Here is a 23,860-nt window from a genome sequence, read left to right as displayed (position 1 = left end):
TGGACTCCGTCATCAGGTTGATCGTGGGGCCGATCATAAATTCGCTACGTATTTAGCACTAGTCGGCCAAAACCGTCCTCATCGTTCCATTAATGGAACGATGAGCAAGCGTGGTGATTCGTGACTTTCAGTCAACAGTACTTTGTGCCGACAGCGGTTTTTCCCAAGGAATCAGACGCGGATACTCCTGCTCATTCCCACTGCAACCCTGGAGTCCTGCATGTCTGTTCCCGCTTTCGGTCTTGGTACGTTTCGTCTGCAAGGTCAGGTGGTCATCGATTCGGTGAGCACTGCCCTTGAGCTCGGTTACCGGGTCATCGACACCGCACAGATCTACGAAAACGAAGCCGACGTGGGCGAGGCCATCGCTGCCAGCGGCATCGCCCGCGACGAACTGTTCATCACCAGCAAGATCTGGATCGCCAACTTCGCCAAAGACCGCCTGATTGAAAGCCTCAAGGAGAGCCTGCAAAAGTTGCAGACCGACTACCTCGACCTGACGCTGATCCACTGGCCGTCGCCGGAAGATCAGGTATCGGTCGAGGAATTCATGGGCGCCCTGCTGGAAGCAAAGCGCCTGGGTCTGACCCGGCAGATCGGCGTGTCCAACTTCACCATCGACCTGATGAAACAGGCAATTGCTGCGGTCGGTGCGCAGAACATCGCCACCAACCAGATCGAACTGCACCCGTACCTGCAAAACCGCAAGGTCGTGGAATTCGCCCGGAGTCAGGGCATTCAGATCACGTCGTACATGACCCTGGCCTATGGTGAAGTGCTGAAGGATCCGCTGATCGTACAGATCGCCGAGCGCCTGCAAGCCACTCCGGCTCAGGTCACCCTGGCGTGGGCGATGCAGTCGGGATACGCGGTGATTCCGTCGTCGACCAAACGCACCAACCTGCAAGGCAACCTGGGCGCCACGGCGTTGACCCTGAGCGACGCCGACATGGCGCTGATCGCCACACTGGATCGCAGCCATCGCCTGACCAGCCCCACAGGCATCGCGCCGCAGTGGGACTGACCGGTCAGGCCTTAAGCTGCTGCGCGAGGTCTTGCATGGCCACGCGCAGCAAATCGATGGCGGCCGTCAATGCCGCGTCGGGTTGATCGTCATGGCAGGCTTGCTCAAGTCCTCGACACGCCGAGATCACGCGCTCGGCACCGATCATGTGTGCCCCGCCCGTGACGTGATGCGCCAGATCGCGCAATCCCGCGCGATCACCGTGTCGGCCTGATTCGTCCAGACGCTGCAGGTCGATGCGCAAGCTGCTCAGCATTTCCCCACGCAACTGTTCGATCAGCGGATTGTCGGCGCCTGCCAGTTGCAACAGCGCACTCAGGTCGAACTCGGCCACTGCCGAATCGTCCACGCTGGCGGCCTGCGCGCCCTCCGGTACGGCGGCCATCAGGGCCTGGTTCAATTCGTGCAGCAGCACCGGTTTGAACAGGCAATCGTCCATCCCGGCCGCCCGGCATCGCTGCTTTTCTTCCATCTGTGCATTGGCGGTAAAGCCGAGGATCAGGCAGGGCGCCCTGCCCGTCGCGGCTTCTTCCTGGCGCACTGCTCGCGCCAGCTCGTAACCGTTGAGCCCGTGCATGTTGATATCGGTGATCAGCGCATCGAAGGATTGCCTTCGCCACAGCACCAGCCCCTCTTCACCGCCACCGGAGTCGACGGCGCGATGCCCCAGTTCACTCAACTGCCGACACAACAACAGGCGATTCACCGGATGGTCATCCACGACCAGCACGTTCAGCGACTTCACCGTCGTCGCCACTGGCGGCGGTGCAGCTTCTTGTCCAATTGGCGCCAGCACAGGCAGCTCCAGGCGCAGCATGAGCTGAGTGCCGCGGTTCAACTCGCTGCTCATCCATAAATCACCGCCCATCATCCGGCACAGGTTGCGACTGATCACCAACCCCAGACCTGAACCGCCATGCGCCACGGACTGATGATCGCCGACCTGTACAAACGGACTGAACAGTCGCTGCTGATCCTCAATGCTGATCCCCCGCCCACTGTCTTCGATGATCACGCCCACTTCAATCAGCCCGTCCCGTTCTGCGAACACGCGCAAGCGCAGGCTCACTTCGCCGTTGTCGGTGAATTTGATGGCATTGCTCAGCAGGTTCGACAGCACTTGCTTGAAACGCAGGGGATCGAGCATCACCTCGACGTTGCTGAGCTCATCCAGTTCGACATGCCACAACAATTGTTTCTGCCGGGCCAGACCCTCGAAAATCCGACACACCGACACGACCACTTCGCGCAGATTGGCGCGCTCGGGGGCCAGTGACAAATGCCCGGACTCGATGCGTGCGATGTCGAGAATGTCGCCGATCAATGCCAGCAATTGCTGCCCGGCAGTGGACGCGACTTCGATAGCCTGGCGATCGGTCACGCCTTCATCGGCACGTTTGAGCGCCAGTTCGAGCATGCCGGTCAGGGCATTCATCGGTGTGCGGATTTCATGACTCATGGTCGCCAGAAACGTACTTTTGGCACGATTGGCTTCGTCGGCCGCCTCCTTGGCCTCCTGCAACTGACTGAGCCATTGCTGACGCTGGCGGATCTGCCGACGCTGAAAACCGATCCAGCCCAATGCCAGCAACAGCAACCCGGCAGCAACGGCAAACCCGCGCAATATTTGCTCGCGATGACGCTGCCAATAGCTGTCTTGCAGCACCACGTTACGACTCCAGCGTGCGACCAGGCCGTCGATTTCCTGCGGCGCGATGCTCAGCAGTGCCTTGTTCAGAATCGATTGCAACTGAGGCGAGTCGAGCGCCGTGGCCATGGCAACCCGGGCCGGCTGATCGCCCAGCGTGGAGACAATCCGCAAGCGATCGCGGTACTGGTGATCGATCTGGTAGCGCGCTACCAGCAACGAACTCAATGTCGCATCAGCCCGACCATCGAGCAGCGCCCGTGTGCCATCGGCCGGACTCGGCAACTCGATCAGGTTGATCTGCGGCACATGCTCCAGCAGGTAATCACGCAACGGATCGCCGCGATAAAGCGCCACACGCTTGCCCGTCATGTCGTCCAGGCTACGCGGCCCCTGCGCCTTCGAATCGGCAATCAGCACAAAGGGGCTGTTGACGTACGACCGGGTGAACAGCATTTCTGTTTCGCGCTCGCGGCTCAGTGTCATCACAGACAACAGGTCCAGTTTTCCGCTTCTGAGTTGTTCGACCTGACGATCCAGAGACTGACCGCGCACCACCTCGAACGTCAGCCCGCTGCGCTGACTGATCAGGTTGAGCAGTTGGGCCGCCAGCCCACTGAAGCGACCGTCGGCGTCAAAGAACGCGAGTGGCGCAAAGTCATCGACAGCACCGACCCGCACTACCGGATGCTGATCCAGCCATTGTTGCTCGCTGTCGCTCAGGCTTACCCGCGACTGCGCCGCCCTGTCGGCGCGCCCGGCACTCCAGCGCAGCTCCATCGCCAGCCGCTGCTCCATGGGAATCGCCAGCAGGGCTTTGTCGACCAGACGTTTCAAGCGGTTGTTGCTGCGGGTCAGGGCAAAACCGAAGGGGTTGGCGTCCAGGCCCGAGGGCCCGGCCAGTTGCAGGTCGTTTTGAAAATGGGTGTTGATCAGGTAGCTGGCGCTGATGAAATCGCCGAGGTACAGATCATCCCGGCCAAACGCGACGGCGCCGAGGGCATCGAGGATCGATCGATAGCGCTGCAGGGAAGCTTGCGGGTAAGCCTCTTCGATGGTCGAAGCGGGCAGATAGTCGTCCACCATGGCGATGCGTTTGCCGGTGAGATCACTCGGCAACGCCTCATTGAGCCGGGTCAGCCACATCGGCTGATCCTCGGCATAGGCGCGCGACAGCATCAGTTGGGGATCGGCGATTTCGAAGTTGTTCGACGTGCCCAGCAGGTCAAGTTCCCCGGCCTTGAGGGCGGCCATGGCGCTTTCGCGGTCGGGATAGCACCAGACCTCGACGGCAATGTTAAGTATCTGGGCGATCGCGTCGGCGTAATCGGCCGTGAGACCTTCCAGTTCATGGCGTTTGCGGGTCAGTTCAAAGGGCGGGTAATCCGGCCAGGAGGCACCGATGCGCAATACCCGGTGCGCGCTCAGCCACTGTCTGTCCTGCTCATCCAGACGAATCTGCACCCCCTCCAGACGGGTGCGGGAGACGATTTCCAGCCTTTGCGCCTCGGAGGCGTGCACTGCGCTTGCAAGCAACAGTATCGACAGAAGCACAACCCGCAGACGACCTATCATGGGGCAACCGATCAAAACAGGCCGTTGCGTTTGACGAACTCTCGCAAGACCACCAGCGAGGTCACTCCGAGTTTCTGCATCAAGCGGGTCTTGTAGGTACTGATGGTTTTGTGACTGAGGTTCATCGCCAGAGCAATGTGCTTGTTGGACTCGCCTCTGGCCAGCTTCAGCATGATCTCCATTTCACGGGTGGACAGAAGTGCGATCAGCTCTCGCTCATCGCGATGCGCTTCGGTTTGCCCGGTATTGACCGCAGGCATTTCGGGGAAGTAGGTATAACCCGACCGCACGGCCTTGATTGCATTTTGCAAATGCTGCATCGAGGCGGACTTGGCGACAAAAGCCATCGCCCCCGCACGTCGGCAGCGCATCAGATAGTGTTCAGGATCGGCCGAGGTGAAAATCACCACCTTGCAGACCAGCCCGACGGCCCTGATGCGCGCCAACACCTCCAGACCACCGAATCCGTTGAGCTTCAGGTCGAGCACGACCAGTTCCGGCGCGTGCTCCCGGAGCATTGGCACCACATCGACACCGCTGGTAGTCACATGAATCGGTTGGTAACCCGCCGACTCCAGAACCAGGCGAAGGGCACCCACCACCACCGGATGATCATCGACGATCAATGCTGAACCCATGACCACTCCCGAGGCGAATACATGCCATGACGCCGCCGATCTTGCATGAACGGGACTATTGGTAGCCGCGCTACAACTGTTGCACGGTGTGAACGCTGGATCACCTGTCAGATCTGACAGTTGTTCGATAGAGCGATCTGTGATTGAGCGCCCGATGAGGGCCCAAATGAAGCCTCGACCGAAGTCATCAACTGCTCGATCGCGCGGATTGAAGGCAGAGGCGCAGGACTGGTGATGATCTTTGCGCCAAAGTGCTCGGGAACCCCTGAGGCGTCCGCCGGTTCACCGTAGACCAGCGCCCGCCGGACTTGCGGATGATCAAACAGGAAACCACGAAGATCCGCTATCCCGCCCGCCAGTTCGGCATTGATCACCAGGACATCGAATGGCTCACAGCCGTAATCGACCAGCGTCAGCAGTTCGGCAAGGTTTTGCACCGGGGCAATGCGGTAGTAATCGAGCCCGTTGAACAGGCGCTCGATCTTCATCCGGTGAAAGTGCTGCAAGTCGGCGATCAGGATGCGCAGGGTTTTGTCGGTCAACGTGAAAGTCCGGGTAGTCGCTTCAAGTGGCGGCAAGACTACCCAAGCGCCGAGGCATGCTCTGTAGGACTTTTCCGAAAAAAGATGTCACTCATCCGGACAAAAAAGTTACTCCGTGGTACTCGGACTCCAGAACGCCTGCACCACCAGCGCCGAGGTCGAGATTCGCGCTACCAGCGCATCCAGCTCATCACCGTCCACCGAAGTCGTCGCCAGAGTGGCTTCGATCTCGATTTCATCGGCTCCGAAAGCGTGCACATCGACATCACTGGCCGGGTAATTGCTGCGTTCCAGCTCGGCTTCAAGCAGCGCAAACACGGCTTTCTGCTGCGAACGCCGGGCGATGACGTAAACGATGTTGGTGACTTCTGCCGAAACCACATCGAGCGGCTGACGGTTGATGTTGTTGACGATCGGCCGCAGCAAGGTGTTGGCGGCGAGCACGAACAAGGTGCCCAGCACCGCTTCGGCCAGCAGGTCGGCGCCGGCACAGGCGCCGACCGCTGCCGAGGTCCAGAGTGTGGCGGCGGTGTTGAGGCCGCGCACGTTGCCCTCTTCGCGCATGATCACCCCGGCACCGAGAAAGCCGATACCGGACACCACGTAGGCGACCACCCGCACCGCACCTTCGGCACCGGCCAGACGGTTGGCCATGTCGACGAAAATCGCCGCACCGACCGCCACCAGCACGTTGGTGCGCAAACCCGCCGTGCGTTGCCGGTACTGGCGTTCGAAGCCGATCAGGCCGCCGAGGATGAAGGCCGCGCTGAGACTGACCAGGGTGTCGAGCAATGAGGTGAGGTTGAGATTGTTGATGGCTTGCATGTCGAACTCCTTGACCCCCCCCTTGCTCCCACAAGGGGGGGAAACTTGCCTGTTACTGCCAGCCGAACCGGCGGATGTAGAAGCCTTTCACGGCCTGAGTCAGTGCCATGTACGCCAGCAGGATCACCGGCAGGAACACGAAGTACATCGACGGCAGCGCCTGCAATTTGAAGTAGTGCGCCAGCGGTCCCATCGGCAGGAAGATGCCCACGGCCATGATGATTGCGGTCATCACCAGCAACGGCATGGCCGCACGGCTTTGCAGGAACGGAATCTTCGGCGTGCGGATCATGTGCACGATCAGCGTCTGGGTCAGCAGTCCCACGACGAACCAGCCGGACTGGAACAGGGTCTGGTGATCCGGGGTGTTGGCATCGAACACGTACCACATCAAGGCGAACGTTGTGATGTCGAAGATCGAGCTGATCGGGCCGAAGAACAGCATGAAGCGCCCCACATCACCCGGCTGCCAGCGCTGCGGCTGTTTCAGCATTTCGTCGTCAACGTTGTCGAACGGGATCGCGATCTGCGAAATGTCATACAGCAGGTTCTGCACCAGCAGGTGCATCGGCAGCATCGGCAGGAACGGAATGAACGCACTGGCCACCAGCACCGAGAACACGTTGCCGAAGTTCGAGCTGGCGGTCATCTTGATGTACTTGAGCATGTTGGCGAAGGTCCGGCGCCCTTCCAGCACGCCCTCCTCCAGTACCATCAGGCTCTTCTCCAGCAGGATGATGTCGGCCGCTTCCTTGGCGATGTCCACCGCGCTGTCCACGGAAATCCCGATGTCTGCGGTGCGCAGCGCCGGCGCGTCGTTGATGCCGTCACCCATGAACCCGACCACATGACCGTTGCCCTTGAGGATGCGCACGATGCGCTCCTTGTGCGACGGCGTCAGCCTGGCGAACACGTTGGTGGTTTCCACCGCCACCGCAAGTTCAGCATCACTCATGCGTTCGATGTCATTGCCCATCAGCAGGCCTTGCTGGGCCAGGCCCACTTCGCGGCAGATCTTGGCGGTCACCAGTTCGTTGTCGCCGGTCAGCACTTTCACGGCCACGCCGTGTTCGGCCAGGGCCTTGAGCGCCGGCGCGGTGCTTTCCTTGGGTGGATCGAGAAACGCCACGTAACCGATCAGCGTCAGCTCCTGCTCGTCGCTCAGGCTGTAAGTGTCGCGCCCTTGCGGCATCGAGCGGGCCGCCACCGCTACCACGCGCAGGCCTTCAGCGTTGAATGCTGCTGTGACCTGACGGATTTTCGCCAGCAATTCATCGCTCAAGGCTTCGTCCACTTCACCGTGACGAACCCGGCTGCACACCGACAGAACCTCTTCCACCGCCCCCTTGCAGATCAGTTGATGCGGCTGACCGCGCCCTTCGACCACCACCGACATGCGCCGGCGGTTGAAGTCGAACGGGATTTCATCGACCTTGCGAAACGCCGTGCCGACCTTCAGCTCACGGTGGATTTCCACGTGCTCCAGCACTGCCACATCCAGCAGGTTTTTCAGGCCGGTCTGGTAGTAGCTGTTGAGGTAGGCCATTTCCAGCACGTCATCGGAGTCTTCGCCCCAGACGTCGACGTTGCGTGCCAGGAAAATTTTGTCCTGGGTCAGGGTGCCGGTCTTGTCGGTGCACAGCACGTCCATGGCGCCGAAGTTCTGGATCGCGTCCAGGCGTTTGACGATGACTTTCTTGCGCGACAGGAACACCGCGCCTTTGGCCAGGGTCGAGGTGACGATCATCGGCAGCATTTCCGGGGTCAGGCCCACGGCAATCGACAGCGCGAACAACAGTGCTTCGGTCCAGTCGCCCTTGGTGAAACCGTTGATGAACAACACCAGCGGCGCCATCACGAACATGAAGCGGATCAGCAGCCAGCTGACTTTGTTCACGCCTTGCTGAAACGAAGTCACCGCGCGATCAGTCGCCCCGACCCGCTGCGCCAACGCACCGAAATAGGTGCTGTTGCCGGTGGTGAGAATCACCGCCACCGCCGTGCCGGACACCACGTTGGTGCCCATGAACAGAATGTTGTCGAGCTCCAGCGGATTGCGCGTATCGCGATCGGCCTGACGCGGGAATTTCTCTACCGGCATCGATTCACCGGTCATCGCTGCCTGGCTGACGAACAGGTCCTTGGCGCTGAGCACCCGACAATCGGCAGGAATCATGTCGCCGGCCGACAGCACGATCAGATCGCCGGGCACCAGTTGTTTGATCGGCAGTTCAGCACGCGGCGCATCCCGGCGCAGCACGGTGGCAGTGTTGCTGACCATCGCTTTGAGCGCATCGGCCGCCTGATTGGATTTGCTTTCCTGCCAGAAGCGCAGCAGCGTCGACAACACCACCATCGAGAAAATCACGATGGCGGCCTTGAGGTCTTCGGTCAGCCACGAGATCACCGCCAACAGGGTCAGCAGCAGATTGAAAGGGTTTTTGTAGCAATGCCACAGGTGGGTCCACCACGGCAGCGGTTGCTCGTGTTCGACTTCGTTGAGGCCATGCTGCGCACGCAGCACATCGACTTCGAAATCGGTCAGGCCGTCGGTGTGGGTGCCGAGGTTCGTCAGCAGCACGCCGCTGTCGCAATGGGCGGCGTCCACCAGTGTATTGGCCAGAGTGGGCGGCACTTCACGGCTGACCGTGGTGTCGCCGAGGGTTTCCAGCAAGGCCAGGCGACGGAAGTGCCGGGCGATGTGACGGGTCCGCAGGAAGCCTGCGAAAAATTCCTTGAGCGTAAGTTTCATGGCTGTTGCCCCTATGGTCAGCCGGGAAACCGTCGAGCAGGTACGTCCTCGTCCTGGGCACCGCAAAACCGGCACGGCAAGGCGTGGCGCGCCGGTCAGAAAGACAGGCGTGTCGATAGGCTGCAATGACGACGATGAAGTCGACTTCACAGGCTTTTCAGTGTCGATGAGAAGGACGTCGGGACATGACCGGGACCGGTCATGATCGGGATGCCGCTGCTCGCTGTTCGGCGAGACAACGGCACAAAGGAATGCGCGTTATCTTGCCGAGAATCCGCCGGTTACAAGGACCGGCCGACAACTGTCACTCGAACAAGTACCCACTGTGGGTCTCCGCTATTGATGAAAACGCGCGAAGCTTACGCCCCGATATCTGGAGAGTAAACCCGGAAAAGGAAGTGTGTCGGGGAATGTGTCGGGTGTTCAGGAAGGGTTCAGGATTGCCCCCGAGATCGCCGAGATCGTTCCCACGCTCTGCGTGGGAATGCAGCCGGGGACGCTCTGCGCCCCATTGGAACGCGGAGCGTCCCTTGAGGCATTCCCACGCAGAGCGTGGGAATGATCAGTGTGGAGGCTGAAAGAATACTTAGCTGGCAGTCGCCAGCAACAGATCCGCCATCGAACGGCTGTGCCCACGGTTCTTGCCATGCTCATACAGCGAGCCGGCAATCTCGTCCGCACGGATCGGCAGGATCGACAACAGCGTATCGCTCAGACCATGGCTGGCCTGGCAGAAGCCCTGCATGTACAGGCCGGCCTTGCAGCGCTCGTCGGTGATCAGCTTGTAGTTGCGATCGACTTCGAAGTCGCCCAGGTACTCTTCCAGCGGCGCGAGCAGTTTGCGGTGCATCTGACGCTCGTAACCGGTGGCCAGCACGACCGCGTCGTAGACACGCACGGTGACTTCGCCGGTGGCGTTGTTGCGCACAGTCAGTTCGATACCGCGTTCGGTGGCGGTGGCTTGCTCGACGGTGGTCAGGGTACGGAACGCATGACGGGCAACACCGGAGACCTTCTGGCGGTAGAAGATGCCGTAGATGCGTTCGATCAGGTCGATGTCGACCACCGAGTAGTTGGTGTTGTGGTACTCGTTGACCAGACGCTCACGCTCGCTGCTCTTCTGCTGGAAGATCAGATCAGTGAATTCCGGCGAGAACACTTCGTTGACGAACGGGCTGTCGTCCGCCGGTTTCAGGGCCGAGCCGCGCAGGATCATGTCGACCTGCACCGACGGGAACGAATCGTTCAGATCGATAAAGGCTTCCGCCGCGCTCTGCCCGCCACCGATGATCGCGATGCTCATCGGCTGATTGTTCACGCACGGCTGCTTGGCCATTTCCGCCAGGTACTGCGAGTGGTGGAACACCCGACCGTCGCCCTTCAGCGCCTTGAACGCCTCGGGAATGCGTGGCGTGCCGCCGGCGCTGACCACAACGGAACGCGCGGTGCGCACGAACTGCTGGCCGTCCGTACCACGGGAAATCACCCGCAGCGCTTCAACCTGATGGTTGTGCAGCACCGGCTCGATGGTCAGCACTTCTTCGCCATAGCGGCTCTGTTCGGTGAACTGCGCGGCCACCCAGCGCAGGTAGTCGTTGTACTCCATGCGGCACGGGTAGAAGGTCCCGAGGTTGATGAAGTCCACCAGACGACCGTGGTGCTTGAGGTAGTTGACGAACGAATACGGGCTGGTCGGGTTGCGCAGGGTCACCAGATCCTTGAGGAAGGAAATCTGCAGCTCGCTCTGGGTCGACAGGGTATTGCCGTGCCAGCTGTAGTTGGGTTGCTTGTCGAGAAACAGCACATCCAGCTCGCCCTGGATCGGGCCGCGCTCTTGCAGAGCGATGGCCAGCGCCAGGTTCGAAGGGCCGAAACCGACGCCGATCAGGTCGTGAACGATGGGCGATGCAATTGCCTGTGTCATTTCCAGTGTCCTCTGGATGAACCCCGAACAGCGCGGAGGAAGAGCTTGGGTGACCGGCCGGCCCGGAGCAGGACAGCAGATCGTCTGTTGAGTAGGAACGAGGACAGTGAAATGAAATTTAACGACGACGGCTCAATGGGCATCCCATTGCTTGATGCGCACGCGGCAATGTTTCATGGCGTTGACGATGTGCTTTTCCACCAGAGCCTTGGAAATGCCAAGGCGCTCGGCGATCTCGGGGTGCGACAGGCCTTCGATCTTGCGCAACAGAAAGCTCTCGCGGCACAGCGGTGAAAGCTCGGCCAGCGCACGCTGCAACATCTCCAGACGTTGACCATGATCGAGGGTGCTGTGGGGAGACGGGGTGAAATAGCGCTCTTCGCTGTCGAGCACTTCCAGCGACTCGACCTGACGCAGGGCATTGCGCCGGTGGTCGTCGATCACCAGGTTCAGCGCGGTGCGATAAAGGAAGGCCCGGGGTTGTTCGATCGGCGTATCGCTGGAACGCTCCAGGACCCGCACATAAGCGTCATGCACCACATCTTCGGCCACCTGACGGTTGCCGAGCTTGGCGTTCAGGAAACACACCAGCTCTCGATAGTAGTTTTCCAACATGACTCCCGGCCGCCTGAATGCGGGTTCTGTCCTTGAGCACACCGTTCTGCTGAGCCGCACAAGGCAGTAGCAAGATAGTGGCAACTTGAGGCGCGTAATTTATAGTAATTCTCATATAGATTTAAAGTGGTGTTTGTCGTTGCCCGACAAATAGTGTCCGGCTATACCTACAGATTGCTGTAACAACCTGTGTCGCCGCTTAAATTCCCCTCCGCTTTCATCGTTTACAGGACAGCCCCCCGTGTCTGTCGCGCCCTGCGGCAGCGTTCAACGGTGCCCGATCCTGCGCACCCCTCTGAATGACGGGCCGATTTCCACTGGCCGGAACCCTGCATGAAACGTCCCCGCCCCGCCCGACGCGCCCTGCTCGTAGTCCTTTGTCTGATCCCTGTTGTCGCCTACGCCGCCTGGCAGATCCTGCCTCCAGGACGGGACAAGTTCGCCACCGTGCAAGTGACCCGCGGCGATATCGAAAGCAGCGTCACCGCGCTGGGCACCCTGCAACCACGGCGTTATGTGGACGTCGGCGCCCAGGCGTCGGGGCAGATCCGCAAGATTCATGTGGAAGTCGGCGACGTGGTCAAGGAAGGTCAACTGCTGGTGGAAATCGATCCGTCCACCCAGAAAGCCAAACTCGACGCCGGACGTTTCTCCATCGAAAACCTCAAGGCCCAGTTGCAGGAACAGAAAGCCCAGCACGAGCTCGCGCAGCAGAAATACCAGCGTCAGCAGAACCTGGCCGCTGGCGGTGCCACCCGCGAAGAAGACGTGCAGACCGCCCGCGCCGAACTGAAAGCCACCCAGGCGCGCATCGACATGTTCCAGGCCCAGATCCGTCAGGCCGAAGCCAGCCTGCGCAGCGATCAGGCCGAGCTCGGCTATACCCGCATTTATGCGCCAATGGCCGGCACCGTGGTTGCCCTCGATGCCCGCGAAGGCCAGACCCTCAACGCCCAACAACAGACACCGCTGATCCTGCGGATCGCCAAGCTGTCGCCGATGACCGTGTGGGCGGAAGTTTCCGAAGCCGACATCGGCCACGTCAAACCGGGCATGACCGCCTACTTCACTACCCTCAGCGGCGGCCATCGACGCTGGACCAGCACCGTGCGGCAAATCCTGCCGGTACCGCCCAAACCCCTGGATCAGACCAGCCAGGGCGGCGGCAGTCCTGCCAGTTCCAGCAAAAGCGGCAGCGCGCGCGTGGTGCTCTATACCGTGCTGCTGGATGTCGACAACGCCGACAACGCACTGATGGCGGAAATGACCACCCAGGTATTCTTCGTCGCCAGCCAGGCCAAAGACGTTCTCACTGCACCGGTTGCCGCCCTGCAAGGCACAGCCACCGCGAACCGGCAGACCGCGCAGGTGATGGCCGCCAATGGCGACATCCAGTCCCGTGAAGTGCACACCGGCATCAGCGACCGCTTGAAAGTCCAGGTGCTGGAAGGCTTGAACGAAGGCGATCACCTGTTGATCGGCCCGGCCGACGGCAGCGGTGGCTAAATGCAGACGCCCTTGATCGACCTGCGGGACATCCGCAAATCCTACGGCGGTGGCGACGCCCCTGAAGTGCATGTGTTGCGCGGGATCGACATGTCGATCCACGCCGGGGAATTCGTGGCGATTGTCGGCGCGTCCGGCTCCGGCAAATCGACGCTGATGAACATCCTCGGCTGCCTCGACCGGCCCACCTGCGGCGAATACCGTTTCGCCGGGGAAAACGTCGCCGACCTCGACACCGACGAGTTGGCCTGGCTGCGGCGCGAAGCCTTCGGTTTCGTGTTTCAGGGCTATCACCTGATTCCGTCCGGCTCGGCCCAGGAGAACGTCGAGATGCCGGCAATCTACGCCGGCACTCCCGCCGCCGAACGCCACGCCCGCGCTGCCGCCCTGCTCGACCGCCTCGGCCTGGCCTCGCGCACCGGCAACCGCCCCCATCAATTGTCAGGCGGTCAGCAGCAGCGGGTGTCGATCGCCCGGGCACTGATGAACGGCGGCCACATCATCCTCGCCGACGAACCCACCGGCGCCCTCGACAGCCACAGCGGCAAAGAAGTCATGGCGTTGCTTGACGAGCTGGCGAGCCAGGGCCACGTGGTGATCCTGATCACCCACGACCGCGAAGTCGCAGCGCGGGCCAAGCGCATTATCGAGATCCGCGACGGCCTGATCATCAGCGACAGCGCCCAGGACAGTCCCGACGCCCGGACTACAGCCAGCCCCGGCGCCCTGCAAGCGGTCGACCTGCGCAAACGCCTGACCGAGGGCGCACAAGCCTCGGGGGCCTGGAAAGGCGAACTGGTGGACGCTCTGCACGCCGCATGGCGGGTGATGTGGATCAATCGCTTCCGCACCGCGCTGACCCTGCTCGGGATCATCATCGGCGTCGCTTCGGTGGTGGTCATGCTCGCAGTGGGCGAAGGCAGCAAGCGTCAGGTCATGGCGCAGATGGGGGCTTTCGGTTCGAACATCATTTACCTCAGCGGCTCGGCACCCAATCCGCGCACGCCGCCCGGCATCATCACCCTCGATGACGTGGCGGCGCTGGCCAGCCTGCCGCAGGTCAAACGGATCATGCCGGTCAACGGCGCGGAGGCTGGTGTGCGGTTTGGCAACGCCGACCACATGAGCTACGTCGGCGGCAACGACACCAACTTCCCGGCGATCTTCAACTGGCCGGTGGTCGAGGGCAGCTACTTCACCGATGCCGATGAGCGCAACGCCAGCGCGGTGGCGGTGATCGGCAAGAAGGTTCGCGACAAACTGCTCAAGGATGTGCTCAACCCCATCGGCCAATACATCCTGATCGAGAACGTGCCGTTCCAGGTGGTCGGCGTGCTCCAGGAAAAAGGCGCCAGCTCCGGCGATCAGGACAGCGACGACCGCATCGCCATCCCCTACTCCGCTGCCAGCGTGCGGCTGTTCGGCACGCGCAATCCGGAATACGTCGCCATCGCCGCGGCGGATGCACGCAAGGTCAAGGAAGCCGAACACGCCATCGAGCAATTGATGCTGCGCCTGCACAACGGCAAAAAGGATTTCGAACTGACCAACAACGCCGCCATGATCCAGGCCGAAGCGCGCACGCAAAATACCCTGTCGCTGATGCTCGGTTCGATTGCGGCGATTTCGCTGCTGGTCGGCGGGATCGGCGTGATGAACATCATGCTCATGACCGTGCGCGAACGCACCCGCGAGATCGGCATTCGCATGGCCACCGGCGCTCGCCAGCGCGACATTCTGCGGCAGTTCCTCACCGAAGCGGTGATGCTCTCGGTGGTCGGCGGGATCACCGGGATTGGCTTGGCGCTGATCGTCGGCGGCGTGCTGATCCTCAGCGACGTTGCCGTCGCCTTCTCGTTGCTGGCGGTGCTCGGCGCTTTTGGCTGCGCCCTTGTCACCGGCGTTGTCTTCGGCTTCATGCCGGCCCGCAAAGCTGCCCGGCTCGACCCGGTCACGGCCCTTACCAGTGAATGATCGATCTATGAAACCGCGCCTCAGTTTATTGACCGTGTGCCTGTTGCTCAGCGCCTGCGGCAGTCCCGCCCAGCGTCCCGACAGCGGGTTGCAACCGCCCGCCAACTGGCAATCGCCCCACGGCGCCAGCGTCGACCGCATCAATGCGCAATGGTGGAAACAATTCGGCAGCCAGGAACTTGATCGTCTGATCGAACAGGCTCGCGCCGGCAGTTTCGACCTCGCCGCCGCCATGGCCCGGGTACGCCAGGCCCGGGCCGGCACCGTGATCGCCGGCGGCTCACAACTGCCTGAAGTGCAGGCCAGGCTCAATGCCAATCGGCAGAAACTGTTGCGCGGCAATGGCTACAGCCAACTGGACGCCGACAGCAGCAACAAGGCCGTGGATTACTTCGACGCCAATCTGAATGCCAGTTACGAAATCGACTTCTGGGGTGGCAAACAGGCCTTGCGCGACAGTGCGCAATTCGCCTTGCAGGCCAGCGAGTTCGACCGCGCCACGGTGGAGTTGACCTTGTTCGGCAGTGTCGCCGACACCTATGCGCAAACCTTGTCGCTGCGCGAGCAGAGCCGCATTGCCGAACTCAATCTGACCAACGCGCAGAACGTTTTGAAACTGGTGCAAACGCGTTTTGACTCAGGCTCGGCAACCGCCCTGGAACTGGCTCAGCAGAAAAGCCTGGTAGCCGCCCAGCTACGGCAATTGCCGCGGGTGCAGCAACAGGCCCGGGACGCTTCAATCAGCCTTGCAGCCCTGCTGGGTCGCCCGGTTCAGGAACTTGCGCTGAACCGGGAATCGTTCGATCAACTGCATTGGCCGGAAATCGCCGCGGGCGTGCCAAGCGATCTGCTCAATCGCCGCCCGGACATCGCCCGTGCCGAAGCACAACTGGCCGCCGCCAAGGCCGACGTCAAAGTCGCCCGCGCCGCGATGCTGCCCACTGTCACTTTGAGTGCCAGTATCGGCTCGGGGGCCGACCAGTTCCGCGACGTTCTGCGCAGCCCCTTCTATAACCTGACCGCCGGACTCATCGGGCCGGTCTTCAATAACGGTCGTCTCGGCGCAGAGCGCGACAAGGCCACTGCACGTCAGGATGAACTGCTGCAGAACTATCGCGGCGCGATCATCAACGGCTTCGCCGATGTCGAAAAAGCCTTGAACAGCATTCGCGGCCTCGATGAACAACGGCAATGGCAAAGCGAGGAACTGCGGCAAGCGCAGACGGCGTTCGACATCGCCCAGAGTCGCTACCAGGCCGGCGCAGAGGACTTGCTGACGGTACTGGAAACCCAACGCACGCTCTATGCCGCGCAGGACTTGAATGTGCAGTTGCGATTGTCGCGAATGCAGGCAAGCATCGCGTTGTACAAGGCGTTGGGCGGCGGCTGGCAGACACTGGCATCACGCTGACCTGCGAATGCAATCGCCAGCAGGCCGAAGCCCACAACATTCATCGATGCAACTGAATGCGTGGGCGTCGACCTGCCGGCGAGTGCAGTGAAGAGCGTCTCAGACCGGCGTCTGTTTGGGCTTCAGATGACGCGCATACCATGGACGCCGCGGCACCTTGCGGAACAACGACGACAACACCTTCTCGTCGTCACTGAAGGTGATGCGCAGGGCCAGCTTCATGGTTTCCGGATCCATCTCCACGGACTTGCCAGGCTGCAGGCCCGGCACCGTGCTGCAGCCGTGAGTGATCGGCCCGAGCCACGGATCGGCGACTTCCACCCAGCGTCCCGGCGCAAACCACGGCACACCATTGACCTGCAAGCGACTGACTTCGCCCGGATGAAAGCGTTCGTGCGCGCGGAACCAGTCCTCCAGGCGATCATCGATCCAGCCATGGAACGCCCAGAACACCGGGCTCACATGAGAGGAGAACGGATCACCCAGGAAATCGTTTTCAGCGGCGTACCAGCGCGCGGAAAAATCGGCCGGATCACGCGCAAACGGCACCGGTTGCCCGTTGGAAGGATCGCGCGGCACGGACGCCCAGCGCATGTGCAGCCAGTCGTGCAGCCCCAGTTCAACTTCCGAGCCAAACTGTCCCAGGGTCAGCTTGGCCAGGTAGCGCGGGTCACGGTAGCGCGATTCCCACACCAGGAAATTACTGTGATACGTCTCGGCCGTCTTGATGTCGCTGACCCATTGCGAATATTCGTCATCGTCCTCGGCCAGCCAGGTCGGCGGCAGCGAAGTGCCGTCGTGGTTGTCGAAGTAGGCGGCGAAACCCTGGCGATCGCGGATCAACTCCGGCTGCGGCAGCGGAAAATGCAGCCACGACGGCAGATCCTGCATTGAACGCGCCGTGCCCAGCATGTGGCGGTGCATGAAGAAGAAATCGATCCCCGAACCATTGCGATCCTTGCGCGGGCCACGGGCGTCACGCTCCTTGTCACGCGGGCCGGGCTGCCAGCCGATACCGCGCAGGGCGCCGCGTTTTTCCTCGCTCAAGGTATGCCACTTGTCGCGGCTGGCGTGCCAGAGCTGATGGAACAAGCGGTGCTCGGGAGAGATCAGCCAGGCCAGCAACGTCGGGTTCAACCCTGTGCGTTCGCGGGCCTCGGGGAACACACGCTTGACGGCAATGAAACGATGGTCCTGCGCCGGCAGCATCAAGGGTCGATCAAGGTTGAGGACGCGCCCGCTGAGGCTGCCGCTGCCGGCGTTGCCGAAACCGCCCCAGACTTCATCCAGCGCCATGTTGAATTCGTAGTCCGGTGCACCGTCGGCCGCCGATGTGCTGACCAGACGCCAACTCAATTGCGAGGCTTTGACGTCGGCGAGGTCCGCGAGAATTCGATAGCGCGGCGCCTGTGACGAGCGCAAACGCTCGGCCGTGTCGAGAAAACCGGTCACGCCGCGCCCTTTGTGGGCAACATCGAGAAACACTTCCAGACCGTCTCCGGGCAAACCCGCGATACCGGCGTCATGGCCCTCGAAACGAATCTGCCAGACACCGCGCAGCGCATCCGCCAGGCGCTGCCCGGCAACATCCGCGATATCGAACGACGCCTCACCCGGGGTGATCGTCGGATCCGGCTTCGTCCATTCACGATGCCCAAAATACGCTGCAGGCACAGCGGCGCCGGTCAATGCCAGGCCCGCCATGAACCATCGTCGAGAAATCTTCATTGCCCTACCTGTGTCAGCCATGAAGCAGGCTTTATCCAAGCTAGAACGTTTGTTGCAGAGGGAAATTTATGGCGTCCCGGAAAGATCGCAGCCCTGGGCAGTGCCTGCCTCAAACTGTGTTCTTTTGCGCCAGACCTAAATTACCCGGCTGCTCAGTCGTTCCACCCAGATAGCAAAGGCCCCTGCGCCTGCACCTCGACGGCGAACCTGACTGAGATGGCAATGACAAAACCACGTTCGAAAAAGGCTCTTTACATCGGCCTGCCGCTGGCCCTGGCGATCAGTGCTGCCGCAGGCTTTGCGGTCTGGGAGCACTGGTTCAAGGACAATCCCGGTTACCCGGTCAAAGTCATGCAGCAAGCCGATGCGCTGCAGGATCGCATCCTCTCTTTCGACAGCCACATCACCGTGCCGCTGGATTTCGGCACGGCCGGCAACGAAGCCGACAAGGATGGCAGCGGCCAGTTCGATCTGGTGAAAACCGCCCGCGGACGCCTGTCCGGGGCCGCCCTGACGATCTTCGGCTGGCCGGAAATCTGGAACGGCGCCAACGCGCCACACCGTCCGACTGCCGGGTTTGTCGAAGAAGCACGCTTGGAACAGGAAACCCGCTACAAGATCATCAGCTCCCTGGTGCGCGATTTCCCCAATCAGGTTGCCATCGCCTACACCCCGGACGATTTCCGCCGCCTGCATGGCGAAGGTAAGTTTGCGATTTTCATGAGCATGCTCAACGCCTATCCACTGGGCAATGATCTGAACGCCCTGGACAAGTGGGCCGCACGCGGCATGCGCATGTTCGGCTTCAGTTACGTGGGCAACAACGACTGGGCCGATTCTTCGCGACCACTGCCGTTTTTCAACGACACCCGCGACGCGCTTGGCGGTCTGTCGGACATTGGCAAGCAAGCCGTGCATCGCCTCAACGATCTGGGCGTCATCATCGATGTCTCGCAGATGTCGACCAAGGCACTGGAACAGGTCGCACAGCTGAGTCGCGCACCGATCGTGGCCTCCCATTCGGCACCGCGGGCGCTGGTGGATATCCCGCGCAATATCAGCGACCAGGAAATGCAACTGATCAAGAACAGCGGCGGCGTGGTGCAGATCGTCGGTTTCCCGACTTACTTGCGCCCGTTGAGCCAGGCGACCCAGGACAAGCTCAACGCATTGCGGGCCAGGTTTGACCTGCAGCCGTTGCAGGGCCTGGAGATGGCACTGATGCCGGGCGACCCGATCATCACCGTGTGGCCGGAACAACGCTTTGGCGAGTACGCCGGCCAGCTCTACGCAATCGTCGACGAAGAGCCCAAAGCCAACCTCAAGGATTTCGGCGACGCCATTGATTACGCCGTGAAGAAAATCGGTATCGACCATGTCGGGATCAGTTCCGACTTCAACGACGGCGGCGGCCTGGACGGCTGGAAGGACGTCAGCGAAGCGCGCAACGTAACCGCCGAGTTGATCTCCCGTGGTTACAGCGAGGCCGACATTGCCAAATTGTGGGGCGGGAACTTCCTGCGGGTCTGGGAACAGGTACAAAAATCCTCCAAACCTGTCGTCAACCGCTGACACCTCTCGAACAAGCGATCAGAACTCATGACCAACCGTCGTTCTTTCCTCAAGCAGGCCGGCATCCTTGCCGCCGGCCTGCCCCTGGGCGCTGCCATCAACCTGCCGGCCCGCGCCGCCAACCCACAACCGCTCGCCGGGAACAAATGGGACCGATTGCGCCAGCTGTTCGATCAGGATCCGGATTATCTGCATTTCGCCAACTTCCTCGTGACATCCCATCCGCGCCCGGTACGCGAAGCCATCGAACGCTATCGAGTGACCCTCGACCGCAATCCCGGACGAGCGATGGACTGGGATCTGGGTGAAACCGAAAAACGCGAGCAAGCCGTGCGCGAATGGGCCGGTCGCTACCTCAAGGCCAAGCCCGAACAGATCGCACTCACCGGCAGCACCACCGAAGGTCTGGCGCTGATCTATGGCGGCATCCATGTGCGTGCCGATCAGGAAGTTCTCACCACCGAACACGAGCACTACTCAACCCACTACACGCTGGGTTATCGCCAACAGAAAGATGGCGTAAAGGTGCGCAAACTGAAGTTGTTCGACAGCAGCGCAAAGGCGTCCGTCGACGAAATACTGACCCGTATCGACCAGGGCATTCGCCCCGAAACCCGCGTACTGGGCATGACCTGGGTGCAATCGGGCAGCGGCGTGAAACTGCCGATCGGCGAGATCGGCAAACTGGTGGACCGGCACAATCGCCAGCGCGAGGAAAAGGATCGCATCCTGTACGTCGTCGACGGCGTGCATGGTTTCGGTGTCGACGACCTCGACTTCCCCGACATGCACTGCGACTTCTTTATCGCCGGCACCCACAAGTGGATGTTCGGCCCCCGTGGCACCGGGATCATTTGCGCACGTTCCAGCGAACTCAAGGACGTCACCCCGACCATCCCGACCTTCTCTGAAGCCACCACGTTCTCGACCATCATGACCCCCGGCGGGTATCACAGTTTCGAACACCGCTGGGCGCTGGACGAAGCGTTCAAGCTGCATTTGTCGCTGGGCAAGCGCGAGGTGCAAACGCGCATTCACGAACTCAACACCTACGCCAAGAACCGCTTGCTGGAACACCGCTCGATTGAACTGGTGACACCCCGCAGCACCGATCTGTCCGCCGGTTTCACCTTCTTCCGGATCAAGGATCGCGACTGCGATCAGGTCGCCGCCCGGCTCATGCAAAACCGCGTGGTGTGTGACGCAGTGGAACGCGACGTCGGCCCGGTGATCCGCATTGCGCCCGGCCTGCTGAACAGCGAAAACGACATCGAGCGTTTCATGGCCGTACTCGACAAACAGTTGTGACACTCCGCTTTCCTTTAAACGAGATGACTCATGAAACGTGATCTGTTGACCCCTGCCCACGGCGCCAGCGCGCTCAAGGCACTGGCCCTCGCCGCCCTCATGACCGGTCTGCTGCCGAGCGCCGCGCAGGCCGCGACACCGCCTGCCGCAGGCAAAGTATTCAAGGACTGCAAAGACTGCCCGGAAATGGTCGTACTGCCGGCCGGCACCTTCACCATGGGCACGCCGGAGGATGAAGTGGGCCGCGAACCCGACGAGGGCCCGATGCATGAAGTGACCTTCGCCAAACCCTTCGCCATGAGCCGCTTCCAGATCACCGCGGGTGAATGGGACAGCTACATTCGCGAGAGCGGTGCGGTGATCGCCAACGGCGACACGCGCCCTGGTCGCGAGTGCATCGCAAGCAAACCGCGCTACCCGCAAACCCCGCGTCAGCCGGCCGTGTGCATGGATTTCCAGGACATCAAGAACTACGTCGCCTGGCTGTCGAAAAAAACCGGGCAGAAATACAGCATGCTCAGCGAAGCCCAGCGCGAATACGGTGCCCGGGCAGGATCCAAAGGACCGTTCCCCTTCCCGTTCGACGAGGGCAAGGGCTACAGCATCGCCAAACACGCCAACACCTACGGCCCGGCGGACGGGTACAGCTTCAGCTCGCCGGTGGGCAGCTACCCGGCCAATGCCTTTGGCCTGTACGACATGCACGGCAATGTCTATGAGTGGGTCGAAGACTGCTATCACCCGGACTACAACGGTGCGCCAACCGATGGCAGCGCGTGGCTTGAACCCAACTGCGAGACCCTGCGCATTCGCGGCAATGACTGGGGTGAGGCGCCGGTATTCTCCCGCTCGGGCAACCGCAACGACATCGATCCGAAAACCCGTGGCGACTGGATCGGTTTCCGTGTCGTGCGTGAGTTGTAATCGGCAGTAACGCTTCTCCCCCTCCCCCGGTCGCCGCCAGTCGGCGACCGTCTAAATTACGCACCTGATCAGACGTTCTACTGGGTATCTGCCTTACGACCCAAGGAACTGTCCTGTCATGACCCAGCCTACGCGCGGTGCAATTCATGAATTGTTCACCCTACTCAAACCTTTTCGGCTCGTCGTCGCACTGTCGGTCATTCTGGGTATGGTCGGTGGCCTGAGTGTCACGGTCCTGCTGGCCACCATCAATAATGCGCTGCACTCCGAATCCGGTCTGACCCAAGGCGTAGTCGCGCTGTTCGGCGGCCTGTGCGTGCTGGCACTGCTCAGCTCGATCTGTTCCGACATCGGCACCAACTATGTCGGCCAGCACATCATCGCCACCCTGCGCAAACAGCTGGGTGAGAAAGTGCTGTCGGCACCGATCGAGCAGATTGAACGCTATCGCAGCCATCGCCTGATTCCGGTGCTGACGCATGACGTTGACACCATCAGCGACTTCGCCTTCGCCTTCGCCCCCCTGGCCATCTCGCTGACCGTCACCCTCGGTTGCATGGGCTACCTGGCGATGCTGTCGTGGCCAATGTTCCTGATCATGGTTGTGGCGATCCTGATCGGCACTGGCATCCAGTACTTCGCCCAGGGTCGCGGGATCAAGGGCTTCTTCGCCGCCCGTGACGCTGAAGACGAACTGCAAAAGCACTACAACGCGATTGCCGAAGGGGCCAAGGAACTGCGCATTCATCGCCCGCGCCGCCAGCGCATGTTCAACAGCGGCATCAAGGGCACTGCCGATTTCATCTGCAAGACCCAGATCAAATCGATCAACACGTTCGTGATTGCCAAGAGTTTCGGCTCGATGCTGTTCTTTGTGGTCATCGGTCTGGCGCTGGCCCTGCAATCGTTCTGGCCCAGCGCTGACAAAACCGTGATGAGCGGTTTTGTTCTGGTGCTGCTGTACATGAAAGGTCCGCTGGAACACCTGGTCGGCACCTTGCCGGTGGTCAGCCGCGCGCAGATCGCCTTCCGCCGCATCGCTGAACTGTCGGCGCAATTCTCCTCGCCCGAGCCGCATCTGCTGCTCAGCGATCAGGGCCAGAAAGCCGAGCCGGTGCAGAGCCTGGAACTCAAAGACGTGCGCTACGCCTTCCCGGCCGTGGGCGAGGCCAAGCCGTTCACGCTGGGGCCGGTGAATCTGAAGATCGAACAAGGCGACATCGTCTTCATCGTCGGCGAGAACGGCTGCGGCAAGACCACCCTGATCAAACTGCTGCTGGGTCTGTATCCGCCGCAGCAGGGAGAAATCCGCCTCAACGGCGAATGCGTGACCGCCCTCACCCGCGATGATTACCGCCAGTTGTTCACCACGGTCTTTGCCGACTACTACCTGTTCGATGACGTGGTGCAAGGCGATACGCACATTCCCGACGATGCCAACAAATACCTGCAACGCCTGGAAATCGCCCACAAGGTCAGTGTGCAGGACGGCAGCTTCACCACCACTGACCTGTCCACCGGGCAGCGCAAGCGTCTGGCGCTGGTCAATGCGTGGCTGGAGGAGCGCCCGGTGCTGGTGTTCGACGAATGGGCCGCGGATCAGGACCCGACCTTCCGCCGGATCTTCTACACCGAGCTGCTGCCCGACCTCAAACGACTGGGCAAGACCATCATCGTGATCTCCCACGATGACCGTTATTTCGATGTCGCCGACCAGTTGGTGCGCATGGATGCCGGCAAAGTCAAAACCGCGCTCAACCCGGCCTGATACGCCAACCGCTCAGGGATGAGCTGATCCCGCTTTCGCGCGATAGCAGAGTTCTTCACGGGTCGCGGGATTTTTTCCGGTTTTTACGCAGTGTTGCGTCTAATTATCATTAACTAATAAAACTGC

The 23,860-nt window shown here is 61.2% G+C and carries 16 protein-coding genes; 8 read left to right on the top strand and 8 right to left on the bottom strand.

Annotation, left to right across the window (positions count from 1 at the left end; genetic code table 11):
- Positions 1 to 220: 220 nt before the first annotated feature.
- Positions 221 to 1,024: a 2,5-didehydrogluconate reductase DkgB gene (dkgB, locus tag I5961_RS09730; protein WP_227235066.1), complete on the top strand. Its 804-nt coding sequence runs from the start codon at positions 221 to 223 to the stop codon at positions 1,022 to 1,024.
- Between the two features lie 4 nt (positions 1,025 to 1,028).
- Here dkgB and I5961_RS09725 read toward each other — a convergent pair whose 3' ends face one another.
- From I5961_RS09725 to I5961_RS09695, 7 genes are all read right to left on the bottom strand, one after another.
- On the bottom strand, positions 1,029 to 4,247 hold the full coding sequence (locus I5961_RS09725; RefSeq protein WP_227235064.1) for a transporter substrate-binding domain-containing protein: 3,219 nt from the start codon (positions 4,245 to 4,247) through the stop codon (positions 1,029 to 1,031).
- Between the two features lie 11 nt (positions 4,248 to 4,258).
- Positions 4,259 to 4,885 carry a response regulator transcription factor gene (locus tag I5961_RS09720; protein WP_085700176.1) on the bottom strand — a complete coding sequence of 209 codons (627 nt, stop codon included), beginning with the start codon at positions 4,883 to 4,885 and terminating at the stop codon, positions 4,259 to 4,261.
- A 107-nt stretch (positions 4,886 to 4,992) separates the two neighbouring features.
- Positions 4,993 to 5,427: a chemotaxis protein CheY gene (locus tag I5961_RS09715; RefSeq protein ID WP_227235063.1), complete on the bottom strand. Its 435-nt coding sequence runs from the start codon at positions 5,425 to 5,427 to the stop codon at positions 4,993 to 4,995.
- Between the two features lie 108 nt (positions 5,428 to 5,535).
- Positions 5,536 to 6,252 (bottom strand): MgtC/SapB family protein, encoded by a 717-nt coding sequence (locus tag I5961_RS09710; protein ID WP_064594791.1) that lies wholly within the window; start codon positions 6,250 to 6,252, stop codon positions 5,536 to 5,538.
- Positions 6,253 to 6,304: 52 nt separating this feature from the next.
- Complete coding sequence (gene mgtA / locus I5961_RS09705; protein WP_085703512.1) at positions 6,305 to 9,004, bottom strand: magnesium-translocating P-type ATPase; 2,700 nt, start codon at positions 9,002 to 9,004, stop codon at positions 6,305 to 6,307.
- Between the two features lie 586 nt (positions 9,005 to 9,590).
- Entirely contained in the window at positions 9,591 to 10,928 is a 1,338-nt protein-coding gene (locus tag I5961_RS09700; protein WP_085700179.1) for a lysine N(6)-hydroxylase/L-ornithine N(5)-oxygenase family protein, read from the bottom strand.
- Positions 10,929 to 11,060: 132 nt separating this feature from the next.
- Positions 11,061 to 11,543, bottom strand: coding sequence for a sigma-70 family RNA polymerase sigma factor (locus I5961_RS09695; protein ID WP_085700180.1), 483 nt, complete (start codon positions 11,541 to 11,543; stop codon positions 11,061 to 11,063).
- A gap of 333 nt (positions 11,544 to 11,876) precedes the next feature.
- On the opposite strand from I5961_RS09695, the gene I5961_RS09690 reads away from it, so the two are divergent.
- The 3 genes from I5961_RS09690 to I5961_RS09680 are packed head-to-tail and all read left to right on the top strand — an operon-like array spanning position 11,877 to position 16,434.
- The gene (locus tag I5961_RS09690; protein WP_227235061.1) at positions 11,877 to 13,049 is read left to right on the top strand and encodes an efflux RND transporter periplasmic adaptor subunit; all 1,173 of its coding nucleotides are present in this window, start codon (positions 11,877 to 11,879) and stop codon (positions 13,047 to 13,049) included.
- The gene (locus I5961_RS09685; protein WP_227235060.1) at positions 13,050 to 15,023 is read left to right on the top strand and encodes a MacB family efflux pump subunit; all 1,974 of its coding nucleotides are present in this window, start codon (positions 13,050 to 13,052) and stop codon (positions 15,021 to 15,023) included. It abuts the gene before it with no gap.
- 7 nt (positions 15,024 to 15,030) lie between these two features.
- Positions 15,031 to 16,434, top strand: a complete 1,404-nt coding sequence (locus I5961_RS09680; protein ID WP_227235059.1) for an efflux transporter outer membrane subunit — start codon at positions 15,031 to 15,033, stop codon at positions 16,432 to 16,434.
- 99 nt (positions 16,435 to 16,533) lie between these two features.
- Here the strand turns inward: I5961_RS09680 and I5961_RS09675 are convergent, their stop codons facing one another.
- Positions 16,534 to 18,162 (bottom strand): PvdJ/PvdD/PvdP-like protein, encoded by a 1,629-nt coding sequence (locus I5961_RS09675; RefSeq protein ID WP_227235057.1) that lies wholly within the window; start codon positions 18,160 to 18,162, stop codon positions 16,534 to 16,536.
- Between the two features lie 222 nt (positions 18,163 to 18,384).
- Here I5961_RS09675 and pvdM point away from each other — a divergent pair, with 222 nt between their 5' ends.
- The 4 genes from pvdM to I5961_RS09655 all read left to right on the top strand — a co-directional run bounded on the left by pvdM (position 18,385) and on the right by I5961_RS09655 (position 23,734).
- On the top strand, positions 18,385 to 19,734 hold the full coding sequence (gene pvdM / locus I5961_RS09670; protein ID WP_227235055.1) for a pyoverdine-tailoring dipeptidase-like protein PvdM: 1,350 nt from the start codon (positions 18,385 to 18,387) through the stop codon (positions 19,732 to 19,734).
- Positions 19,735 to 19,761: 27 nt separating this feature from the next.
- Entirely contained in the window at positions 19,762 to 21,042 is a 1,281-nt protein-coding gene (locus tag I5961_RS09665; protein ID WP_227235054.1) for an aminotransferase class V-fold PLP-dependent enzyme, read from the top strand.
- Between the two features lie 30 nt (positions 21,043 to 21,072).
- Positions 21,073 to 21,966: a formylglycine-generating enzyme family protein gene (locus I5961_RS09660; RefSeq protein WP_085700187.1), complete on the top strand. Its 894-nt coding sequence runs from the start codon at positions 21,073 to 21,075 to the stop codon at positions 21,964 to 21,966.
- Between the two features lie 118 nt (positions 21,967 to 22,084).
- On the top strand, positions 22,085 to 23,734 hold the full coding sequence (locus I5961_RS09655; protein ID WP_227235052.1) for a cyclic peptide export ABC transporter: 1,650 nt from the start codon (positions 22,085 to 22,087) through the stop codon (positions 23,732 to 23,734).
- The last annotated feature ends 126 nt before the right edge of the window (positions 23,735 to 23,860 follow it).

The organism is Pseudomonas sp. IAC-BECa141, assembly GCF_020544405.1.
Lineage (GTDB): Bacteria > Pseudomonadota > Gammaproteobacteria > Pseudomonadales > Pseudomonadaceae > Aquipseudomonas.
Note: the sequence above shows the minus strand (reverse complement) of the source record. Positions and strands in the feature narration are given on the sequence as shown.

Excerpts from the sequence above, each read along its gene's own strand:
- I5961_RS09710 (WP_064594791.1), bottom strand. The coding sequence starts at position 6,252 with ATGCAAGCCATCAACAATCTCAACCTCACCTCATTGCTCGACACCCTG.
- I5961_RS09665 (WP_227235054.1), top strand. The coding sequence starts at position 19,762 with ATGACCAACCGTCGTTCTTTCCTCAAGCAGGCCGGCATCCTTGCCGCC.
- I5961_RS09660 (WP_085700187.1), top strand. The coding sequence starts at position 21,073 with ATGAAACGTGATCTGTTGACCCCTGCCCACGGCGCCAGCGCGCTCAAG.
- mgtA (WP_085703512.1), bottom strand. The coding sequence starts at position 9,004 with ATGAAACTTACGCTCAAGGAATTTTTCGCAGGCTTCCTGCGGACCCGT.
- dkgB (WP_227235066.1), top strand. The coding sequence starts at position 221 with ATGTCTGTTCCCGCTTTCGGTCTTGGTACGTTTCGTCTGCAAGGTCAG.
- I5961_RS09685 (WP_227235060.1), top strand. The coding sequence starts at position 13,050 with ATGCAGACGCCCTTGATCGACCTGCGGGACATCCGCAAATCCTACGGC.
- I5961_RS09680 (WP_227235059.1), top strand. The coding sequence starts at position 15,031 with ATGAAACCGCGCCTCAGTTTATTGACCGTGTGCCTGTTGCTCAGCGCC.
- pvdM (WP_227235055.1), top strand. The coding sequence starts at position 18,385 with ATGACAAAACCACGTTCGAAAAAGGCTCTTTACATCGGCCTGCCGCTG.
- I5961_RS09675 (WP_227235057.1), bottom strand. The coding sequence starts at position 18,162 with ATGAAGATTTCTCGACGATGGTTCATGGCGGGCCTGGCATTGACCGGC.
- I5961_RS09725 (WP_227235064.1), bottom strand. The coding sequence starts at position 4,247 with ATGATAGGTCGTCTGCGGGTTGTGCTTCTGTCGATACTGTTGCTTGCA.
- I5961_RS09720 (WP_085700176.1), bottom strand. The coding sequence starts at position 4,885 with ATGGGTTCAGCATTGATCGTCGATGATCATCCGGTGGTGGTGGGTGCC.
- I5961_RS09690 (WP_227235061.1), top strand. The coding sequence starts at position 11,877 with ATGAAACGTCCCCGCCCCGCCCGACGCGCCCTGCTCGTAGTCCTTTGT.
- I5961_RS09655 (WP_227235052.1), top strand. The coding sequence starts at position 22,085 with ATGACCCAGCCTACGCGCGGTGCAATTCATGAATTGTTCACCCTACTC.
- I5961_RS09695 (WP_085700180.1), bottom strand. The coding sequence starts at position 11,543 with ATGTTGGAAAACTACTATCGAGAGCTGGTGTGTTTCCTGAACGCCAAG.
- I5961_RS09700 (WP_085700179.1), bottom strand. The coding sequence starts at position 10,928 with ATGACACAGGCAATTGCATCGCCCATCGTTCACGACCTGATCGGCGTC.